The organism is Microbacterium sp. H1-D42 (assembly GCF_022637555.1).
Lineage (GTDB): Bacteria > Actinomycetota > Actinomycetes > Actinomycetales > Microbacteriaceae > Microbacterium.
In genome coordinates this window covers 1,473,389-1,488,194 of sequence record NZ_CP093342.1, presented here as the reverse complement: position 1 = coordinate 1,488,194, position 14,806 = coordinate 1,473,389, and the positions used below count along the sequence as shown (strand labels likewise).

At 67.5% G+C, this 14,806-nt stretch carries 14 protein-coding genes; 7 read left to right on the top strand and 7 right to left on the bottom strand.

All coding sequences use genetic code 11. The features are described 5' to 3' along the window. Positions 1-22: 22 nt before the first annotated feature. The 5 genes from MNR00_RS07060 to MNR00_RS07040 all read left to right on the top strand — a co-directional run bounded on the left by MNR00_RS07060 (position 23) and on the right by MNR00_RS07040 (position 3,876). Positions 23-301, top strand: a complete 279-nt coding sequence (locus tag MNR00_RS07060) for a hypothetical protein (RefSeq protein WP_241928445.1) — start codon at positions 23-25, stop codon at positions 299-301. Next, positions 294-1,709, top strand: a complete 1,416-nt coding sequence (locus MNR00_RS07055) for a HAMP domain-containing sensor histidine kinase (RefSeq protein WP_241928444.1) — start codon at positions 294-296, stop codon at positions 1,707-1,709. Before MNR00_RS07060 ends, MNR00_RS07055 begins: the two co-directional genes overlap by 8 nt. Beyond that, positions 1,706-2,371: a response regulator transcription factor gene (locus tag MNR00_RS07050; protein ID WP_241928443.1), complete on the top strand. Its 666-nt coding sequence runs from the start codon at positions 1,706-1,708 to the stop codon at positions 2,369-2,371. The genes MNR00_RS07055 and MNR00_RS07050 overlap by 4 nt, the downstream gene beginning before the upstream one ends. Positions 2,372-2,449: 78 nt before the next feature. Beyond that, on the top strand, positions 2,450-3,151 hold the full coding sequence (locus MNR00_RS07045; RefSeq protein ID WP_241928442.1) for a DUF4956 domain-containing protein: 702 nt from the start codon (positions 2,450-2,452) through the stop codon (positions 3,149-3,151). After that, the gene (locus MNR00_RS07040; protein ID WP_241928441.1) at positions 3,148-3,876 is read left to right on the top strand and encodes a polyphosphate polymerase domain-containing protein; all 729 of its coding nucleotides are present in this window, start codon (positions 3,148-3,150) and stop codon (positions 3,874-3,876) included. The genes MNR00_RS07045 and MNR00_RS07040 overlap by 4 nt, the downstream gene beginning before the upstream one ends. 10 nt (positions 3,877-3,886) lie before the next feature. Here MNR00_RS07040 and MNR00_RS07035 read toward each other — a convergent pair whose 3' ends face one another. Continuing rightward, positions 3,887-5,065: a glycine C-acetyltransferase gene (locus MNR00_RS07035; protein WP_241928440.1), complete on the bottom strand. Its 1,179-nt coding sequence runs from the start codon at positions 5,063-5,065 to the stop codon at positions 3,887-3,889. A 50-nt stretch (positions 5,066-5,115) separates the two neighbouring features. After that, positions 5,116-6,159 carry an L-threonine 3-dehydrogenase gene (gene tdh / locus MNR00_RS07030; protein WP_241928439.1) on the bottom strand — a complete coding sequence of 348 codons (1,044 nt, stop codon included), beginning with the start codon at positions 6,157-6,159 and terminating at the stop codon, positions 5,116-5,118. A gap of 123 nt (positions 6,160-6,282) precedes the next feature. Here tdh and MNR00_RS07025 point away from each other — a divergent pair, with 123 nt between their 5' ends. Continuing rightward, positions 6,283-7,191, top strand: a complete 909-nt coding sequence (locus MNR00_RS07025; protein WP_241928438.1) for a LysR family transcriptional regulator — start codon at positions 6,283-6,285, stop codon at positions 7,189-7,191. Between the two features lie 28 nt (positions 7,192-7,219). Continuing rightward, positions 7,220-9,274 (top strand): M3 family metallopeptidase, encoded by a 2,055-nt coding sequence (locus MNR00_RS07020; protein WP_241928437.1) that lies wholly within the window; start codon positions 7,220-7,222, stop codon positions 9,272-9,274. 98 nt (positions 9,275-9,372) lie between these two features. Here the strand turns inward: MNR00_RS07020 and MNR00_RS07015 are convergent, their stop codons facing one another. The 5 genes from MNR00_RS07015 to MNR00_RS06995 form a co-directional block, all read right to left on the bottom strand. Continuing rightward, positions 9,373-10,497 (bottom strand): epoxide hydrolase, encoded by a 1,125-nt coding sequence (locus MNR00_RS07015; RefSeq protein ID WP_241928436.1) that lies wholly within the window; start codon positions 10,495-10,497, stop codon positions 9,373-9,375. Between the two features lie 48 nt (positions 10,498-10,545). Then, the gene (locus tag MNR00_RS07010) at positions 10,546-11,097 is read right to left on the bottom strand and encodes an NUDIX hydrolase (protein ID WP_241928435.1); all 552 of its coding nucleotides are present in this window, start codon (positions 11,095-11,097) and stop codon (positions 10,546-10,548) included. 5 nt (positions 11,098-11,102) lie between these two features. Next, positions 11,103-12,371, bottom strand: a complete 1,269-nt coding sequence (clpX, locus tag MNR00_RS07005; protein ID WP_241928434.1) for an ATP-dependent Clp protease ATP-binding subunit ClpX — start codon at positions 12,369-12,371, stop codon at positions 11,103-11,105. A 138-nt stretch (positions 12,372-12,509) separates the two neighbouring features. After that, positions 12,510-13,361 carry an aldehyde dehydrogenase family protein gene (locus MNR00_RS07000; protein WP_241928433.1) on the bottom strand — a complete coding sequence of 284 codons (852 nt, stop codon included), beginning with the start codon at positions 13,359-13,361 and terminating at the stop codon, positions 12,510-12,512. Next, on the bottom strand, positions 13,358-14,800 hold the full coding sequence (locus tag MNR00_RS06995) for an aldehyde dehydrogenase family protein (RefSeq protein ID WP_241928432.1): 1,443 nt from the start codon (positions 14,798-14,800) through the stop codon (positions 13,358-13,360). Before MNR00_RS06995 ends, MNR00_RS07000 begins: the two co-directional genes overlap by 4 nt. Positions 14,801-14,806: the final 6 nt, after the last annotated feature.

Sequence of the window (14,806 nt, the reverse complement as noted above, 5' to 3'; positions counted from 1 at the left end):
CGATCTCAGCAAGACTGGTGCCATGAGACGCTGGGCCTTCGTCGCGGTGCCCGTGGGTACCGCACTGCTGGTAGGGGCTTGGTGGGCCGCCGATGCAGTGCTGGTGCCGCCTGCTCCGGACCTCGGCCCCGTCGTCACCGTCACCCCGCATGTGGTGGAGAAGCCGCCCACTCCCCCGGCTCCCGAACCCACTCCAGAGCCCACTCCCGGCGAGGCCACGGTGGTCCCACCAGCCCCACCGTCTCCGGCCGGCGATGACGACGACGAACTGGACGGCGACGAGAGGGACGACGATGACTGAGCGTCGCCGCGGCATTACCGTGCGCACGCGCATCCTCGCCTGGACGCTCCTGGTCGTCGCTCTCGCCCTCGGCGTGATCGTGCTCGCCACCGGACGGGTGCTGATGTCGCGTGTCGAAGCCAACGCCGTCACCGAACTCGAACATGAAGCAGAGAAGCTGCGGGCCTTCGCGACCGGCGTCGACCCGAGCACGGGCAACGGGTTCACCGACCCCCAGCAGCTGCTGACCGCCTATCTGTCGCACAACGTCCCCGAGCAGGACGAGACCTATTTCAGCGTCGTACACGGCAGGGCCGACCGCCGCAGCGCCGACACGCCTCCGGCTCGTCTTGACGTGGACGAGGAGTTCATCACCGGCGTGAGCGCACTGGACGCGCCGAAGTCGGGCCGGGTGGCGACATCAGCAGGCTCGGCGATGTACGCAGCCATGCCCGTCGCGTTCACCGGCGACTCGACGACCGGTTCGCTGATCGTCGTGGAATTCCTCGAGCCCGAGGAGCAGGAGGTGCATTCGACGATCATCACGATGTCCGTCGCCGCCGTCTTCTCCTTGATCCTGGCCGGCGCCGCCGGCTGGTTCGTCGCGGGTCGCGCGCTCACCCCGATCCGCGAGGTTCAGGAGACTGCGGCCGGAATCGACGGCAGCGATCTCGACCGGCGAATCGACGTCGTCGGCACCGACGACGTGGCTCAGCTGGCCGTGACCTTCAACGGGATGCTCGATCGAGTGCAGTCCGCCTTCGACGGCCAGCGCAGGTTCCTCGACGATGCCGGCCATGAGCTGCGCACGCCCATCACCGTCATCCGCGGACACCTCGAGCTGATGGGCTACGACGCCGCCGATCGGGAGCAGACCCTGCGGCTGGTCGATGACGAACTGCAGAGGATGTCGCGACTCGTCGACGACCTGATCCTGCTGGCCCGCGCCGAGCGACCCGATTTCCTGCTGATCGATACCGTGGACGTGGCCGATCTGGTCGTGGAGACACTCGCAAAGGGGTCTGCTCTGGCCGCACGCACCTGGTCGATCGATGAGATCCCCGAAGGGCTCGTGCAGGCCGATGGGCAACGCCTCACTCAGGCTCTGCTGCAGCTCATCGCGAACGCCGTCGCCCACACGTCCGATGGAGATCCCATCGCGATCGGCGGACGCATCGAGCACGACCACCTGCTGCTGTGGGTGCGCGACGGAGGAGTGGGAGTGCCCCACGCCGAACAGCCCCACATCTTCGAACGATTCACCCGCGGATCATCCGGAGAGCGGCGCCCCGGGAGCGGCCTCGGACTGGCCATCGTCGCCCGCATCGCCGAGGCGCACGGCGGCACGGTCCGTGTCGACTCACGACCGGGTCATGGTGCGACCTTCACGCTCGACCTGCCTGCGCCCACCCACAAGGAGTCTCCATGAACCGCATCCTGCTCGCCGAGGATGAGGAGCGCATCGCCTCCTTCATCGTCAAGGGGCTGCGGGCCAACGGCTTCCGCTCCGAGACGGTCGACAACGGCAGCGATGCGGTCGCCTTCGCCCGCAGCGGAGAGTTCGACCTGATGATCCTCGACATCGGCCTGCCAGGGCTCGACGGGTTCAGCGTGCTGCGCCGCCTGCGTGCGGAGCGGGTGGAGATCCCGATCATCATCCTCACCGCCAGGGATGCCGTGGAGGACACCGTCGCGGGCCTGTCCGGCGGCGCGGACGACTACATGCACAAGCCCTTCGCGTTCGATGAGCTGCTGGCACGCATCCGCCTGCGACTCACCACGCCGTCCGCGACGGAGTCGACCGTGCTCAAAGCCGGAGACCTGAGCCTGGACCTGCGCACGCGGCGGGCACGCGTCGACGAGCTCGACATCGAGCTGACCACGCGCGAGTTCACCCTGCTGGAGACGTTCCTGCGCCATCCCGACGAGGTGCTCACCCGACAGCAGCTGCTGAGCCGCGTCTGGGATTTCGACTTCGATCCCGGATCCAACGTGGTCGACGTCTACATCCGCTACCTGCGCAGCAAGCTCGGCGCCGAGCGCTTCGAAACCGTCCGCGGCGCCGGCTACCGGCTGCGAACCAACATGTGAACTCTCTCATCTGCGCCTCATCCTCCCTGCGACCGCGACCGGAATCGTGGAGATCATCGTCGATCTGAGGAGGATCACATGTCTCTGGCCATCGCCATCATCACCGATCTCGTCGCCATCACCCTGCTGGCCTACGTGCTCTACTTCCGCCGGCACCGCCGCCGCGACCTGCTGCTGTCGTACATCGCCTTGAACATCGGGGTGTTCGCGGTCACCGTGGCCCTCAGCTCGGTCGAGGTCGGCATCGGCCTGGGCATCGGCCTGTTCGGCATCCTGTCGATCATCCGGCTGCGCTCCGACCAGATCACGCAGCAGGAGATCGCCTACTACTTCGTCTCGCTCGTGCTCGGCCTGCTCACGGGCTTGCGCCCTACCCCGGTGTGGGCAGCACCAGCGCTCGCAGCCGTGATCGTGCTGGCGATGTTCATCGTCGACAGCCGGTGGACCGCACGCCGATCGCGCCGCCGCACGGTGACCCTGGATCGCGCGTATCTCGACGAGGTCGAGCTCGAGCAGGTGCTGCGCGACACGTTCAACGCCACGTCCGTCCGCTTCGAGGTGCTCGAGCTCGATCTGGTGCGCGAGATCACCGTCGTCGACGCCCGCTACCAGGTGGCGCGATCCGCGCGCCCCGCGGCAGCGGACCCGATCGCCGTACAGCAGGCAGTGCCGGCTCGCGTCGTGTCGACGGCACCGGCGCCTTTCCCCTCGGGTGCCGGTGTGTCGGCGCAGCACGCCGAGGCGAACCCCGCTGCCGCTCGACCGCACGTGTCGGTATGAGTGCGCTGGCGCAGCTGGTGAGGGAGCTGCCACCCATCTCCCTGCCGGAGTTGGACGAGTCAGCGGCGCTGATGAGCCGCATCGACCGCAAGTACTTCATCCCGCGCGACATGCTCACCCGGCTGCTGCCCGATGGGCTGCGGGTGCTGCAGATCGGCGAGACGCGCACGTTCCGATACCGGACGGTCTACCTGGACACTCCGGACTTCGCGTTCTTCCGACAGCACGTGCAGCGCCGTCGGCACCGATTCAAGGTGCGCACCCGGCTGTACGTCGATTCCGGCGACTGCCGTCTGGAGGTCAAGTCCAAGGGGCTGCGCGGCATGACGGTGAAACAGCGCCAGATGCACGATCCCTCTCGCCTGGGCCTGCTGGACCATGACGGACACGCCTACGTCGGTCCGCTCATCGGCATGGATGCGACCCGTCTGCGGCCGGTGCTCGAGACCGACTACCGACGCACCACCCTCACCGACGGTGACCATCGCATCACCATCGACCAGGATCTCGACAGCGTCTTCGGCGCAAAGCGGATCCCGGGGCCTGCTGAGGTGCTCGTGGAGACCAAGTCGGCCGACGGGATGGGGGCGCTGGATCGCCTGCTGGTGCACAGCGGCATCCGCCCTCACTCGGTCAGCAAGTACTGCCTCGCGGCTTCACTGCTGTATCCGCAGCTCCCCGGCAATGACTGGGGACGGATCCGGCGCCGGTACTGGGGCGCGTGACTGGTATGCCTCAGCTCACGGCATCCCGAGCCGCGACGAATGCGGCCACGCAGCGCTCCACCTGGTCCCGCGTGTGCGCCGCCGACAGCTGCACGCGGATGCGCGCGAGCCCACGAGGCACCACGGGGAAGCTGAAGGCCGTCACGTACACACCCTGCTTCTGCATCTCGTCAGCCATGCGGGCGGTCAGCGCGGCATCTCCGAACATCACCGGAACGATCGGGTGCTCCCCCGGCAGCAGCTCGAAGCCCTCCTCCGTCATCCGGCGACGGAACAGTGCGGCGTTCTCCCGCAGGCGGGCGCGCAGGTCGGCCGAGCCCTCGACCAGGTCGAGCGCGGTCAGCGTGCCGGCCACGATCGACGGAGCCAGCGTGTTCGAGAACAGGTACGGACGCGAACGCTGGCGCAGCAGAGCGACGATGTCGGCGTGGGCGGCAACGTACCCGCCGGATGCCCCGCCGAGGGCCTTCCCGAAGGTGCCGGTGTAGATGTCGACGCGGTCCGAGACGCCGCACAGCTCTGGCGTGCCGCGACCGTTCTCGCCGACGAAGCCGACTGCGTGCGAGTCGTCGACGAACACGAGCGCGTCGTAGCGTTCCGCCAGATCGCAGATCTCCTGCAGCGGGGCGATGTAGCCGTCCATCGAGAAGACGCCATCGGTCACGACGACGCGGAAACGGGCATCCGACGCCGCCTTCAACTGCTCTTCGAGATCAGCCATGTCCCGGTTGCGGTAGCGCAACCGGCGGGCTTTCGAGAGTCGGATGCCATCGATGATCGACGCGTGGTTGAGTTCGTCCGAGATGATGGCGTCCTCCGCAGAGAACAGCGTCTCGAACACCCCGCCGTTGGCGTCGAAGCACGACGAGTACAGGATCGCGTCATCGGTGCCGAGGAACGCGGCCAGGCGACGCTCGAGGTCGAGGTGCTGATCCTGGGTGCCGCAGATGAAGCGCACGCTGGCCATCCCGTAGCCCCACTCATCGAGGGCTCCCTTGGCGGCCGCGAGGATGCGGGGATCGTCGGCGAGGCCCAGGTAATTGTTGGCGCAGAAGTTCAGCACCTGCATGCCGCCGGTGGTGATCTCGGCCTGCTGCGGCCCTGCGATGCCGCGCTCGCGCTTGGTGAGTCCGGCTGCCTCGATCCCGGCCAGTTCGCCTTGGAGGTGGTTCTTGAAGCTCGTGTACATCACAGTTCCGCTTTCTCTACAGCTCGGGTTTCTCTACAGCTCGGATTTCTCTACAGCTCGGTCCAGTCGAGGATGATCTTGCCTGTGCCCGCAGACTCGGCGGCGGCGAAGCCGCGCTCCCAGTCGCGGGCAGGGATGCAGTCGGCGATGACGCGACTGATCGCGTCGCGCAGGGTGGCGCTGGTGTGCAGCATGGCGCCCATCGCGTTCCACGTCTCGAACATCTCACGCCCGTAGATGCCCTTGATGGTCAGCATGTGCGTGACCAGCTTGCCCCAGTCGATGTCGAAGCCGCTGCTGGGCAGGCCGAGCATCGCGATCTGCCCGCCGTGCTTCATGTTGTCGATCATGGCCGGAAGCGCCGAGGGGGCGCCGCTCATCTCGAAGCCGATGTCGAAGCCCTCGCGCATGCCAAGACCCTTCTGCGCCTCGCGGATGTCGTGCTGAGAGACATCGACGACCTCGTCGGCGCCCATCAGGCCCGCCATCTCGAGTCGGGGCGCGCTCACATCGGTGGCGACGATGTAGCGGGCTCCGGCGTGGCGGGCGACGGCGATCGACATGAGGCCGATCGGGCCGCATCCGGTGACCAGCACATCCTCGCCCACGACGCGGTAGGTGAGGGCTGTGTGCACGGCGTTGCCGAGCGGGTCGAAGATCGCGCCGAGCTCGGGGGTGACGTCCTCGTGGTGCACCCAGACGTTGGTCGCCGGCAGCGAGAGGTATTCCGCGAACGCGCCGTCGCGCTGCAGGCCGAGGCCGATGGTGCGGATGCACATCTGCCGGCGTCCTGCACGGCAGTTGCGGCAGGTTCCGCAGACGATGTGCCCCTCCCCTGAGACCCGGTCGCCGACGGCGATGTCGTGCACGAGCGGCCCGACCTCGACGACCTCGCCGTAGAACTCGTGACCGGGGATGAGCGGGGTGTTGATGGCGGATGCTGCCCACTCGTCCCAACGCCGGATGTGCAGATCGGTTCCGCAGATGCCGGTGCGCAGCACGCGGATGATGACCTCACCCGTGCCGGCAACAGGGTCCGGACGGTCGACCATCTCGAGACCCGCGTGCGGACCGCTCTTGAACAGTGCCTTCATGCCAGTGCCCTCATGCCCATAACTTCACGATCGTGCCTTCATACTTCGATCCCACTCCCCCGAACCCTGAAGAGCAATCACCACCTACTGCACGGTTGATTAAGCGACACCTAAACTGAATCGGTGGAACTTCATCAGTTGCAGATCTTGCGCGAGCTGGGCACTCTCGGCAGCGTCACGGCGGTCGCCGATGCGCTGCGCGTGACGCCCTCAGCCGTCTCGCAGCAGCTGGCCGCGCTGCAGCGCGGCTTCCGCACCCCACTCACTCGCAAGGAGGGCCGCACGCTCGCCCTCACGGCCGCTGGTCACGTGCTTGCCGCCGCCGGCGCGGAGGCGATCGATGCCATGGCGGCGGCCCGGAACGCGCTCGACGAGTTCGAGCACGAAAGCACCGGCACCGTGAGCGTGAGCGGCTTCCACAGCGTCGGGCAGGCCCTGTTCGGGCCGCTGCTGCGCGATCTGGCCGCCACCGCGGCCACCCCTACCGTGCAGTTGACCGACGAGGATGTCGCCCAGAGCGAGTTCCCCGCCCTGACCGCGCGGTACGACCTGGTTCTTGCACACCGGATGGAGCATTCGCCGCCGTGGCCGGTGCAGGGCATCCGCGCTCTCACTCTCGTGCGCGAGCCGCTCGACGTCGCGGTGGCGACGACCCACCCGTTGGCGCAGCGCACGTCGCTGACGCCCGCCGACGTTGCCGGCGAGCGCTGGGTGACCAGCCGTGTCGGGTACTCCCCCGATGACGTGCTCAAGGCGATCGCGGCAGTGGCCAATGTCGCGCCCCAGGTGCAGCACCGCATCAACGACTACGGCGCGGTCGCCGCCGTGGTCGCGGCCGGGGATGCGATCGGGATGCTGCCGCGGTACACGTCGCGCAGTGTCGACGACAGCGACATCGTGCGCCTGCCGCTGCACGGCGTCGGCAACCATCGCATGATCGACGTGCTCGCCAGGCCCGAGACGCTGCGCCGTCGCAGCGTGCGCGTCGTGGTGGAGGGCCTGCAGCGTGTGATGGCGCGGCTGAGCGAGTGACGATCCGCGGGGCCGTAGGCTCGATCCCATGACCGAGGCCACGAACCCGCTGCTCGTCCCTTCCGCGCTCCCCTACGGGCTGCCGGATTACGCGACCATCCGTCCTGAGCACTACCTGCCGGCATTCCGAGAGGGATTCGCCGAGCAGCTGGCCGAAGTGCGTGCGATGACGATGGTGCGGTCGATGCCCACTTTCGAGAACACGATCGAGGCCCTGGAGCGCAGCGGAGAGCTGCTCGACCGCGTGGCGCACGCGTTCTACACCGTGAGCTCCGCAGATGCCACGCCCGATATCCAGGCGATCGACGAAGAGCTGGCGCCGCTCATGGCCGCGCACCAGGACGCCATCCTGCTCGACGGCCAGCTGTACTGGCGCGTGTCGCAGGTGCACGACCGGCTCGACGAGCGCTCCGACCTCACCGACGAGCAGCGCTACCTCGTGCAGCGGCACTTCCGCGAGATGACGCACGCCGGCGCGGCACTGGACGACGAAGCCAAGGCACGACTCACCGAACTGAACCAGCGCCTGTCGACGCTCAGCACGACCTTCGAGAAGAACCTCCTCGGCGACACGAACGAGCTGGCGGTGGTCTTCGATGACGCCGCCGAGCTCGACGGGCTGTCGGAGGGCGAGCTCAGCGCGACGGCCCGCGCTGCGGCCGATCGTGGTCTGGGCGGGAAGTTCCTCGTCTCTCTGCCGCTGTTCAGCGGGCATCCGTACCTCGCCTCGCTCACGGTGCGCGAGAGCCGCCGCCGCATCATGGCGGCGTCGCTCTCCCGCGCGTCGCGCGGCGACGAGCACGACAACCGCGCCGCGCTCACCGAGATCGTCACGCTGCGCGCCGAGCGCGCTGCGCTGCTCGGCTACGACTCGCACGCCGCGTACGTCACCGCCGACGAGACGGCGGGATCGCCGGAGGTCGTCGAGCGGATGCTGCGCGAGCTCGCAGTCCCGGCTGCGCGCAACGCCGAGCGCGAGCGGGAGGCCCTGCAGCAGATCATCGACACGACCGAGGCTGAGCCGTTCCCTGTCGAAGCGCATGACTGGGCGTTCTACACCGAGAAGGTGCGTCAGGCCCGCTACGACATCGACACCGCGGCCATGCGCCCGTACTTCGAGGCGGAGCGGGTGCTGCAGGACGGCGTGTTCTTCGCCGCGACGCAGCTGTACGGCATCCGATTCGCCGAGCGCACCGATCTGCCCACGTACCACCCTGGCGCGCGCGTCTTCGAGATCCACGACGAGGACGGCTCGGCCGTGGGCCTGTACGTGCTCGACCTGTACACCCGCGACTCCAAGCGCGGCGGCGCATGGATGAACCCCATCGTCAGCGAATCCGCGTTGCGCGGCACTCTGCCGGTCGTCGCGAACAACCTCAACGTGTCACAGCCCGGCGATGGACAGCCCACCCTGCTGACGCTCGACGAGGTCACGACCCTGTTCCACGAGTTCGGGCACGCCCTGCACGGACTGTTCGCGCGCGTCGCCTACCCGCACTTCTCGGGTACGAACGTCTTCCGCGACTTCGTGGAGTTCCCCAGCCAGGTCAATGAGATGTGGATCCTGTGGGACGACGTGCTCAGCAATTACGCACGTCACCACGAGACCGGCGAGCCGCTGGATCCGGCCATCGTCAAGCGTCTGCGCGCGACGGGAACGTTCGACCAGGGGCACGCCACCAGCGAGTACCTCGCGGCCGCGTGGCTCGATCAGGCCTGGCACCGGCTGCGCGAAGGCGACGAGGTCGATGACGTGGCGGCGTTCGAGCAGGCTGCGCTGGCTGATGTCGGCCTGCTGAACCCGGTCGTGCCGACCCGCTACTCGTCGACGTACTTCGCGCACGTGTTCTCGGGCGGATACAGCGCCGGGTACTACTCGTACATCTGGAGCGAGGTGCTCGACGCCGACACCGTGGAGTGGTTCCGCTCGAATGGCGGTCTCACACGCAAGAACGGCGACCGGTTCCGACAGCGTCTGCTGGGAGTCGGCGGTTCGAAGGACCCGTTGGAGGCCTATCGTGACTTCCGTGGGCGGGATGCCGAGATCGCACCGCTGCTGAAGCGCCGCGGGCTGGATGCCTGAGAGCCGGGGCGCCTGAGGGCTGGGGTTCGGCCCGTCCTGCGCGGCAGATCTCCGGAGAATGGCATGACCTCGGAGGAATCGCGCTGATTCCTCCGAAGCTATGCCCTTCTCCGAGAATGTGGCAGCAATCCGAGATCCGTCGCGAACCATCGCATGCGGTCCGCCATGGCCTGCGGCACTTCGGCCACGGCGAAATGTCCGCCCTCCGGCATCCGCTCGAACGAGCGCACGTCGCGGTAGAAGCTGCGCGCGACCGACTCAGGATAGTCATGCTCATGGCGTTGGATCGCGACGGCCGCCGGCACCTCGACGGGCGGAATCGACGTCTGCTCTCCCCCGTCGAAGTACGGCCGGAAGGATGTGGCGATGCTCTGCGTCACCCAGTAGATCATCGCCTCGGTGAGGATGCGCTCGCGCGAGATGTGGTGCTCGAGCAGGTTCGGCTGCGACGCGGGGGTGTCGCTCCACTCGACGAGCTTCTCGCCGATCCACGCGAGCAGACCTGCGGGCGAATCGTTCAGCGCCGCAGCGAGCGTGTCGGGTCGAGTCCCCTGCACGTGACCGTATGCGCCGTCAGGGCCGCCGCCGGCCGCGAGCCGGTCGAAGAACGCCCGTGCCGCGGGGTCATCGAGAAGCGATCGCTCCTGGTCGGTGCCGAAATGGGCGTGAGTGGCGAGGATTCCCGACACGGATTCCGGATGGGTCGCCGCGATCAGATCGCTGACGTTCGCCGAGACGTCCTCGCCATACGTGATGAATCGCTCATAGCCGAGCACCTCGGTCATCAGCGCGTGCATGAGCTCGGCCATCACGGTCTCGGTCAAGGTGCCGTCATAGGGCTCCGAGAAGGCGAAGCCAGGCAGGCTCGGCACCACGACGTGGAAGTCAGGCAGTAGGCGCGCGAAATCGAGTTGCAGTGCGAACGTATGCGGCCAGCCGTGCATGACCAACAGCGCAGGTGCGTCTGCGCGCGCGGACGGAAGGTGTGCGAAGTGGATGCCAGTGCCCCGCACATCGGCGATGAACTGCGGATGCTGGTTGAGCCAGGCTTCTCGTGCGCGCCAGTCGAGCTCCTTCCACGTTCCGACCAGCTCGCCGAGAAATGCCGAGGTCATGCCGGTTGCGGGTCGGCGGGGTGAATCGGGCAGCGATCGGGTGCGACTCAATCGCTCCCGCAGGTCATCCAGCACGTCATCAGGTACGGAGATCTGGAACGGTCGCATGGCGCGACCGTACTCCTGACCTCGGACATCCAGTCCCGCTGACGCGGATCAGCCGGCCTGCTCCGCGCGCAGCCACTGGCTCGCTTTCAGCCAAGTCAGCAGGTGGTAGCTCTGCCCCAGGCTCTCGCCGAGGCTGTCGAGTGATGTAACGTGCACGGCGATCGCCTCAGTGTCGTCGAGTGACTGCTCGGTGACACGCCGGCATCCGCGGGCGAGGAAATGATGCGATCGGTTGGTGTGATTGCCCCAGTTCGCCCAGGTCGAGCCGAGGTCGATGATCTCTGCGGCGGCGTAGCCGGTCTCCTCGCGCAGCTCGCGAAGCGCAGCATCCTTCGGATCCTCGCCGTCATCGACCGCACCGCCCACGAGCCCGATCGCGACGATACCGGCGCCGTGCCGGTACTCCTCGACCGCGATCACCCGGCCCGCTTCGTCGAGGGCGACCACCGTGATCCAATCCGACGGATCGAGCACGTAGTAGGGGCTGATGGTGCGCCCCTCGCCATCAACGCAGGTATCGGCGCGCAAGCTGATCCAGCGGTCCTTGACGATCTGCTCGCTGCTGACGACCTGCCATGGGGTCGGTCGGCCGCCCACCACTGGGCTCAGGCGCTCTTGCGCTTGCGCGACATAACCACAGTGGGAGGGGCGCCTTCTTCGACGGCTGCCTTGGTGACGACCACCTTCGAGACGTCCTCCGCCGAGGGGATCTCGAACATGATCGGGCCGAGCACCTCTTCGAGGATCGCGCGGAGGCCACGGGCACCGGTCTTGCGGAGCACGGCGAGGTCGGCGATCGAGCGCAGCGCGTCGTCGTCGAACTCGAGCTGCACGCCATCGAGCTCGAACATGCGCTGGTACTGCTTGACCAGGGCGTTGCGCGGGCCGGTGAGGATCTCGATCAGCGCTTCCTGATCCAGCGGCGACACCGAGGTGACGACGGGCAGGCGGCCGATGAACTCAGGGATCAGGCCGAACTTGTGCAGGTCCTCGGGAAGCACCTCGCTGAACAGATCGAGGTCCTTGCCCTTGTCGTGCAGCGGGGCGCCGAAGCCGACGCCGTGCTTGCCGACACGCGACGAGATGATCTCCTCGAGCCCCGCGAAGGCGCCGGCGACGATGAAGAGCACGTTGGTGGTGTCGACCTGCAGGAATTCCTGATGCGGGTGCTTGCGCCCGCCCTGCGGCGGAACCGAGGCGACAGTGCCCTCGAGGATCTTGAGCAGCGCCTGCTGCACGCCCTCGCCTGATACATCACGGGTGATCGACGGGTTCTCGGCCTTGCGGGCGATCTTGTCGATCTCGTCGATGTAGATGATGCCGGTCTCGGCGCGCTTGGTGTCGTAGTCGGCAGCCTGCAGCAGCTTCAGCAGGATGTTCTCGACGTCTTCTCCGACATAGCCGGCCTCGGTGAGCGCCGTGGCGTCGGCCACCGCGAAAGGCACGTTGAGCCGCTTGGCGAGGGTCTGGGCGAGATATGTCTTGCCGCAGCCGGTCGGGCCGAGCATGAGGATGTTGCTCTTGGCGACCTCGATCTCTTCGGCCTTCTGCTCGGCCGGCTGCAGGGTGCCACGGGCGCGCACGCGCTTGTAGTGGTTGTACACCGCGACGGCCAGCGCGCGCTTGGCTGGGTCCTGTCCGACCACGTACTCCTCGAGGAACGAGAAGATCTCGCGCGGCTTGGGCAGATCGAAGTCGGCGACGGGACCGGTGCCCGCCTCGGCCATGCGCTCTTCGATGATCTCGTTGCACAGCTCGACGCACTCATCGCAGATGTACACGCCAGGGCCGGCGATGAGCTGCTGCACCTGCTTCTGGCTCTTTCCACAGAATGAGCACTTGAACAGGTCAGCGCTTTCACCGATGCGAGCCATCTGCGTCCTCCTCGGGGGATCAAGAGATCGTCATTCGAGCCTAACCGCACGCACGGACACCGGGGCGGATTGGCGCGCAGACAAAAGAAGGGTCCGAAACGCGCCGATGCGCGCCCCGGACCCTCCTCAGCTGCCAGCTCACACCATGGACTTGGTGTGCCAGACGGTCTTGGTCTCGGTGAACGCGGTGATGCGGTCGAGGCTCGGTTCCGTCGAACCGGGGCGCAGCACCCGCTTGAGCGTGTCGGCGGCAGCGATCTCGAGGTCGACCCAATCGAGGCCGCCGGCACCGGTGAGGTCGAGTGCGTTGACGTCGGCGTGGGATGCCAGCCACGGAGCGATCTCGGCGGGCGAGCCGGTGAGCACGTTGACCACTCCGCCAGGCACATCGCTGGTGGCGAGCACTTCGGCGAAGCTGATCGCCGAGAGCGGGAACTGCTCGCTGGCGATCACGACGACCGTGTTGCCCATGACCAGGGCCGGGGCGACCGCGGACACGAGACCCAGCAGCGCGGAATCCTGCGGCGCGACCGTCGCGACGACCCCCGTCGGCTCCGGCACCGAGATGTTGAAGTACGGGCCGGAGACCGGGTTCGCGTTGCCGGCGACCTGCGCGTACTTGTCGCACCAGCCCGCGTACCAGACCCACAGATCGATGGCAGCATCCACCTGCGCGCCGGCGAGGGCGGCCGAGACGCCTTCCTGGTCGACGATCTCGTCGACGAACTGGGCGCGCCGCCCCTCGAGGATCTCGGCGACTCGGTACAGCACCTGTCCGCGGTTGTACGCGGTGGCGCCGGACCAGCCCTTCACGCCGCTGCGCGCAGCGACGACGGCATCCCTGGCATCCTTCCGCGATGCCTTCGCGGCGTTCGCCAGGAACGCGCCCTTCGCCGAGACGACCTCGTAGGTGCGGCCGGACTCGCTGCGCGGGAAGGCCCCGCCGATGGCGAGCTTGTACGTCTTCGGAACAGTCAGTCGCTTGCTCATGCCGATGCTCCCTTGAGGTACGCGGTCAGGCCGTGGCGGCCGCCCTCCCGGCCGTAGCCGGATTCCTTGTAGCCGCCGAACGGACTCGACGGGTCGAAACGGTTGAACGTGTTCGCCCACACCACACCGGCGCGCAGCCGATCGGCGACGGCGAGGATCCGCGAACCCTTGTCGCTCCAGATGCCGGCCGACAGGCCGTACGGGGTGTTGTTGGCCTTGGCGATGGCCTCTGCGGGGGTGCGGAAGGTGAGCACCGACAGCACCGGCCCGAAGACCTCATCGCGGGCGATGCGGTGCGAGGCCTCGACGCCGGTGAAGATCGTCGGTGCGAACCAGAAGCCCTTGTCGGGGATCACGCAGTCGGCTGTCCAGCGCTCGGCGCCCTCGGCCTCGCCGATGTCGCTCAGTTCGCGGATGCGCTCCAGCTGCGCCGCCGAGTTGATCGCTCCGATGTCGGTGTTCTTGTCGAGCGGGTCGCCAAGTCGCAGTGTCGACAGGCGGTGCTTGAGCCGATCGATGACCTCGTCGTGGATCGACTCCTGCACCAGCAGGCGGCTGCCCGCGCAGCACACGTGCCCCTGGTTGAAGAAGATGCCGTTGACGATGCCCTCGACAGCCTGGTCGATGGGCGCGTCATCGAAGACGATGTTCGCCGCCTTGCCGCCCAGTTCGAGCGTCACCCGCTTGTCGGTGCCGGCGATCGCCTTGGCGATGTTGCGGCCGACGCCGGTGGAGCCGGTGAAGGCGACCTTGTCGACATCAGCATGTCGCACCAGAGTGGCCCCGGTGGCACCGGCGCCGGTGACGATGTTCACGACACCGGCGGGGAGGCCAGACTGCTGCACGATCTCGGCGAAGATCAGTGCCGTCAGCGGAGTGGTCTCGGCGGGCTTGAGCACCACCGTGTTGCCTGCTGCCAGAGCCGGGGCGATCTTCCACGCCAGCATGAGCAGCGGGAAGTTCCAGGGGATGATCTGTCCGGCAACTCCCAGGGCGCGCGGGTTCGCTCCGAGGCCGGCGTAGTCGAGCTTGTCGGCCCACCCCGCGTAGTAGAAGAACCAGGATGCCACCAGTGGCACATCCACGTCGCGGCTCTCCTTGATGGGCTTGCCGTTGTCGAGGCTCTCGGCCACGGCCAGCTCACGGGCGCGTTCCTGCACCAGTCGCGCGATGCGGAACAGGTACTTGCCGCGGTCGCGGCCGCTCATCTTCGACCACACCTTGTCGTGCGCGCGGCGGGCCGCAGTGACGGCGCGGTCGATGTCCTCGTCCGAGGCGGACGCGATCTCGGCGATGCTGCTCTCGTCAGCCGGCGAGATGGTGTGGAAGCTGGATCCCGTCCCGTCGACGAACTCCCCGTCGATGAACAGCCCGTAGCTGTCCTTGAGATTCAGGATCGCCTTCGACTCCGGTGCCGGAGCATATTCCAGGAATGACATATCGGG